The organism is Rhizobacter sp. P1_G5, from assembly GCF_056405435.1.
Map to the genome: position 1 here is coordinate 1 of NZ_JBFUCB010000393.1, position 5749 is coordinate 5749.

5 protein-coding genes are annotated in these 5749 nt (G+C 70.3%); 3 read left to right on the forward strand and 2 right to left on the reverse strand.

Going from position 1 to position 5749, the window contains the following annotated elements; all coding sequences use genetic code 11:
* The first annotated feature begins 179 nt into the window (after positions 1-179).
* Positions 180-1271, forward strand: a complete 1092-nt coding sequence (locus AC1D12_RS22705) for an ABC transporter ATP-binding protein (protein WP_477843021.1) — start codon at positions 180-182, stop codon at positions 1269-1271.
* A gap of 206 nt (positions 1272-1477) precedes the next feature.
* A complete protein-coding gene (locus AC1D12_RS22710) occupies positions 1478-2722 on the forward strand; it encodes a carbohydrate porin (protein ID WP_477824493.1) in 1245 nt (414 codons plus the stop codon).
* A gap of 198 nt (positions 2723-2920) precedes the next feature.
* On the opposite strand, the gene AC1D12_RS22715 is transcribed toward AC1D12_RS22710, so the two are convergent.
* Positions 2921-3931: an SLAC1 anion channel family protein gene (locus AC1D12_RS22715; protein ID WP_477824492.1), complete on the reverse strand. Its 1011-nt coding sequence runs from the start codon at positions 3929-3931 to the stop codon at positions 2921-2923.
* Positions 3932-4039: 108 nt separating this feature from the next.
* Here AC1D12_RS22715 and AC1D12_RS22720 point away from each other — a divergent pair, with 108 nt between their 5' ends.
* Positions 4040-4990, forward strand: a complete 951-nt coding sequence (locus tag AC1D12_RS22720; protein ID WP_477824491.1) for a GlxA family transcriptional regulator — start codon at positions 4040-4042, stop codon at positions 4988-4990.
* On the opposite strand, the gene AC1D12_RS22725 is transcribed toward AC1D12_RS22720, so the two are convergent.
* The coding region (locus AC1D12_RS22725) for a hypothetical protein (protein ID WP_477843023.1) at positions 4983-5749 on the reverse strand (767 nt) is incomplete at its 5' end. The two genes, AC1D12_RS22720 and AC1D12_RS22725, sit on opposite strands and share 8 nt — an antisense overlap.

Consider the following 5749-nt stretch of genomic DNA (forward strand, 5'->3'; position numbering starts at 1 on the left):
TCGCCACTGTTTGACCACAGCGAACGAAGTGAGCGGAGGGAGTTTGGCGATGCACCGCCAAATGCCGCACTTCTCGTGGAGTCGGCCCGCCAGGGCCGACCGCCCCGGCATGAGCCTCCCGGCCATACCCCCAGCCGCAGCCGACGCGCACAGCAAGACCCAATCGGAGACCTGAAGAGATGTCCACCCTGACCCTGCGCGGCGTGCGCAAGAGCTACGAGAACAATGTCGAGGTGATCCGCGGCATCGACCTCGACATCGCCGATGGCGAATTCGCCGTCTTCGTCGGCCCGTCCGGTTGCGGCAAGTCCACGCTGCTGCGCATGATCGCCGGTCTCGAAGACATCGACCAGGGCGAGATCCGCATCGGCGGCGACCTCATCAACGAGGTGCCGCCCGCCGACCGCGGCGTCGCGATGGTGTTCCAGAGCTACGCGCTCTACCCGCACATGACCGTCGCCGAGAACATGGGCTTCGCGCTCAAGCTGGCCGGGCAGTCGAAGGACGACGTGAAGAAGGCCGTCGGCCGCGCCGCCGAGATCCTGCAGATCACGCACCTGCTCGAACGCAAGCCGAAGGCGCTCTCCGGTGGCCAGCGCCAGCGCGTCGCGATCGGCCGCGCCATCGTGCGCAAGCCGCGCGTCTTCCTGTTCGACGAGCCGCTGTCCAACCTCGACGCCTCGCTGCGCGTGCAGATGCGCATCGAGCTGTCGAAGCTGCACAAGGAAATCGGCAACACGATGATCTACGTGACGCACGACCAGGTCGAGGCGATGACGCTCGGCGACCGCATCGCCGTCTTCAACGCCGGCCGCATCGAGCAGGTCGGCACGCCGATGTCGCTGTACGAGCAGCCGGCCAACCAGTTCGTCGCCGGCTTCCTCGGTTCGCCGCGGATGAACTTCATTCCCTGCGTCGCCGCTGCCGCCGGCGGTGGTGCGGTGCAACTGCGCGTCGACCAGGCCGGCACGCTCAGCCTGCCCGGTGGCCTGCCCTCCGGCGCGTCGGCGCAACTCGTGCTCGGCATCCGCCCCGAACACCTCGGCATCGGCCGCGTCGAAAACGGCCTGGCCGCCCGCGTCGACCTGCTCGAACACCTCGGTGACTCGATCATCGTGCACGCCACGCTGCGCGGCACCGCCAACACCGTCTCGCTGCGCGTGCCCGCCGACCACGAAGGCCTCGGCGCCGGCCAGGACATCGGCCTCGTGCCGCAAGCCTCGCGCGCGCTGCTGTTCAGCGACMGCGGCGCCACCCTCGCCCTCCACTAGCGATCCCCCATGCACGCCCCGCTGCAAACGCCCTCCACCGCTGTCATGAAAACGATTTCGCAGCCGCTGCCGCGCACGTTTCCGACAGACCGCCCGGTGCCGGCTGCAGCGTCGCGTCCCCCGTTTTGGCCTGCCACTCCAAGGCCAAAAGCCGCCACTTCGGCGAACGACCTTTCTTCCACCCCAACAGGAGACCAGGAGACACCATGAACAAGAAACCTCTGTTCCTCGCGATGGCGCTTGCAGGCGCCGCCGGTTCGGCCGCCGCCGGTCCGGCCATCGATTTCTCGGGCTACATGCGCGCAGGCGTCGGCCTGAACACGCGCGGCGGCAACCAGGTGTGCTACCAGCTGGCCGGCGCCGACACCAAGTGGCGCCTCGGCAATGAATGCGACTACGTCGTCGAGCCGAACATCAACGCGAAGCTCGCCGAGTTCGAGGGATCCGACTGGCACGTGCACGTGATGCCGAGCGTCTACAAGGCCTGGGATGCCGGCCAGTCGCAGCCCGACGCGCTGACCACGCGCTTCGGCCAGATCTACACCTATGGCGACCACATCAGCCAGCTGGCCAACGGCAAGGTCTGGGCCGGCCGCCGCTTCTACAACCGCCTGCAGCTCGGCATCAACGACCAGTTCCTCGAGAACAACGACGGCAACGGCGCCGGCATCGAGGACATGGAGCTGGGCTTCGGCAAGCTCAGCGTCGCGTTCATGATGGACCCGAACTACGGCGTGCCCGGTGCCGTCAACGACACCTCGGTGAAGAACAACCGCTTCACGATCCCGGTGCGCCTGACCGGCATCAAGGACATCCCGAACGGCGACCTGTCGATCTACGTGACCGGTTCGATGCAGTCGAAGACCAGCGGCGCCAACGGCCAGGAAGCCGACAAGCAGCCGAAGGGCCTCGCGGTCGGCGCCTACCAGACCATCAACGGCACGCTCGGCGGATCGACCATCTTCGGCGCCAAGTTCGACAAGCTGGGCGAGACCAAGAACAGCCGCGTGGTGATCCAGCAGACCGGCAAGTTCGGCGAGGCCACCGGCTGGGATGCGATCGCCGAGTACCGCATCAACAAGCAGATCAACAACGCGGGCGCCGACGCCGGCAACAAGTGGTTCGCGCTCGGTGCCCGCGCCGACACCTACCTCGGCGGCCCGTTCCGCGCGCTGCTCGAAGTGGGCCACGACCAGGTCAAGCCGGATGCCGGCTCGAGCCTCGCGGCCAACGCCGGCAGCACCGGCAACCTGACGATGACGAAGATCACCGGCACGCTGGCCGCTTCGGCCGGCAAGGACCCGTGGTCGCGTCCGACCGTGCGCCTGTTCGTCACCCACGCGACGTGGAACGAGGCGGCACGCCTGAACCTGGGCGGCACCACGCAGGCCGTCTTCGGCGACAAGAAGGCCGGCACGTCCGTCGGGATCCAAGGCGAGACCTGGTGGTGATCGGCCCGGGCCGCCGCCGGACGGAGAGGTTTTGCCGCGGTTGGGGGATCGTGCTTGCCCGACTCCCCCGGTGTGCGGCCCGATCACGCGGGCTCGGCGCCTCGGCGCCGTGATCCGCGGGATCCCCACGGCGGTGGGGGTCCGAAGCGAGAGCGTTGGCCCGGCCCTGTGCCGGGCCTTTTTGCGTGCGGCCGGGCTTCAGCCGGCGAGCAGCCGGCCGTCGATCGCGATGCGCAGCGTGCGCACCGTCAGCACCGCCAGCACCGCCGTCAGGAACGCGAGCAGTGCGAGCGCGATCGCCTGCAGCGGCCAGCCACCGCGCACCGCGGCGTAGTGCAGCGCCGCGTTGCTCAGCGCCGCCAGCGGGAAGCCGATCGCCCACCACGCCGGCGCGAACGGCACGTCGCGGCGGAACACCTTGGGCGCCAGCACGAGGAAGATGAAGAGCGCGAAGTAGAAGAGCATCGACGCGAAGCGGTCGACCGCGCCGGTCATCGCGGTGTACGCGAGGAAGCCGACCGCGAACGGTCCGATCAGCACCAGCAGCGACGGCACCATCGCCCCCACCAGCGGCTCGTGATGCACCAGCCGCGACAGCACCAGCACCAGCAGCAGCAGCGCGATCACCGTGCCGAGCGCCATCGCCGCCCAGTTGAGCTCGGCCGCCCACGGCATCGGCATCTGCGCGCCGGTGACCGCGATGTCCAGCGTCGCGACGCCGGGGATCACCCAGGCCGGCACCGCGAGCTTCGCGTCGACGGCGCCGCGCAGCAGGCGCGACATCACCACCCCGCTCAGCGCGAAGGCGGCCGCGGCGCCCAGCGTCCACACCGCCACGGCCACCGCGCCGCTGTACGGCTGCAGCACCGCCGACAGCAGCAGCAACGCGATCACGATGGTGGCGAAGAAGTTGCCGGCCACCGGGTGGCGGAACTCCGCAGCGACCGCGTCCGGATGCCACGCGAGCTTGGCCAGGTACGCGAGGGCCAGCACGCCGAACACGATCAACGCGAAGGCACCGATCGCCTCGCCGATCACCGGCGGCGCACCGAACTGCCCGGCCGCCTGCCGCCACGCGAGCGCGAGGCCCGACAGGCCCATCACCGAGGCGAACAGGTTGACCGGCAGGTGGCGCACGCCGGGCGGATGCTTCAGAGGAAGAGCGGGCGGGATGGCGGAAGAGAGACGTGGCGTCGACGGGCTGGACATGCGAACTCCGATGGCTGGATTTGCCGGAGCGAGAAGTTTCAGCCACACTGGCCCGAGCCGTGCCGGCGATGCCCGCCGATTCCTGCCAAACATCCGAGAGCCTCTGCCATGCGTGTCGGAATCCTCGTCTTTCCGGGCGTCCAGCTGCTGGATGTCGCCGGCCCGTCCGATGTCTTCGTCGAGGCGGCGCGCCAGCTCGGCGATCTGCGGGCCTACGAGGTGCAGCTGATCGGCACCGAGGCCGGCCTGCTGCGCTGCGGCAGCGGCCCGCGCCTGCAGCCGGACGCGACCATCGCGACCCACCGCGGGCGCTTCGACACGTTGCTGGTGGCCGGCGGCCCGGCGGTCGAATCGATCACCGCGCGCGACGACGTGCGGCGCTGGCTGCAGCGCCACGCCAAGGCGGTGCGGCGCATCGGCTCGGTGTGCAGCGGCGCCTTCGTGCTGGCGGCGGCCGGGCTGCTGCAGGGGCGGCGCGTCGCGACGCACTGGAACTCGGTCGACCGCCTCGCCGCCGAGAACCCCGGCACCACCGTCGAGCCCGATGCGATCTACGTGAAGGACGGGCCGCTCTACACCTCGGCGGGTGTCACGGCCGGCATGGACCTGGCGCTCGCGATGGTCGAGGAGGACCACGGCCGCGAACTCGCGCTGCGCGTCGCGCGCGAGCTGGTGATGTTCCTGAAGCGGCCCGGTGGCCAGAGCCAGTTCAGCGCTCACCTGGCGGCGCAGACCGCCGAGAAATCAGGCATCCGCGCGCTGCAGGAGCACGTGCTCGCGAACCTGCGCGGCGACCTGTCGGTGCCGGCGCTGGCGGCGCGGGCCGGCATGAGCGAGCGCAACTTCGCGCGCATCTTCAAGGACGAAGCCGGCATGACGCCGGCCGAGTTCGTCGAGCTCGCGCGCATCGACGAGGCGCGCCGGCGCCTCGAGGCGAGCGACCTGCCGCTGAAGCGCCTGGCCGATGCGGTCGGCTACTCGAATGCCGACGCGCTGCGGCGCGCCTTCACGCGGCGCGTGGGTGTGGCGCCGCGCGACTACCGGCGGCAGTTCACTTGACGGGGCTGGCGCAGGCGGGATCCTGCGGCGGCACGATGGTCCAGAGGATGTCGTAGGTCGACGTGGTCGAGCCGCCGGGAATGAACGGCAGCATGTGCAGCGGCGGCGTGCCGGGCGGGGCCTCGTCGGCGCTGTGGAACAGCTGCACCGAGCCGGCGTCGCGCAGGGCCGCCAGGTCGACCCACGGCGACTTCAGCGGATCGCCCGACTCCAGCACGGGCGGGTTGCTGCCTGCATACACCGACACCATGCCGCCCTCGTAGGTCGGGCCGACCACGAAGCGCAGCGGGCACGACGTGGTCTGCCGCCATGCGGCCAGCACCGTGTCGGCGAGATGCTGCGCCGGGTAGAACTGGTCGGCCCGCCCGCGGCCGGCCACCGTCGACGGATCGACCACCGAGCGCGCATAGGCTGCCATCAACGCCAGGTGGATCGCGAGCGCCAGCAGGCACAGCCGCCGCAGCGTGGCCGCACCGACGCGCTTGCGCAGCAGCCAGGCAAACCACAGGCTGATGAACTGCACGCTCTGGAAGCCCCAGTGGTCCTGCAGGCGCACGCCGAACACCAGGCACATCACGACCAGCACCGCGAGCGGGAAGCCGAGCAGCCCGAACAGCCATGCGCGCCGCACGCGCGGCGGCACGACATCCGCAGGCGCTGCGGCGACCGGCGCGGCGCGCTGCCAGGCCACCAGCGCGAGCATCGCGACCCCCACCGGCACCAGCATCCGCAGGTGCACCGCGGTGAACGACAGCAGCT

Bases quoted from the DNA above. Each gene is read 5' to 3' on its own strand.
- AC1D12_RS22710 (WP_477824493.1), top strand. From the start codon at position 1,478: ATGAACAAGAAACCTCTGTTCCTCGCGATGGCGCTTGCAGGCGCCGCC.
- AC1D12_RS22715 (WP_477824492.1), bottom strand. From the start codon at position 3,931: ATGTCCAGCCCGTCGACGCCACGTCTCTCTTCCGCCATCCCGCCCGCT.
- AC1D12_RS22720 (WP_477824491.1), top strand. From the start codon at position 4,040: ATGCGTGTCGGAATCCTCGTCTTTCCGGGCGTCCAGCTGCTGGATGTC.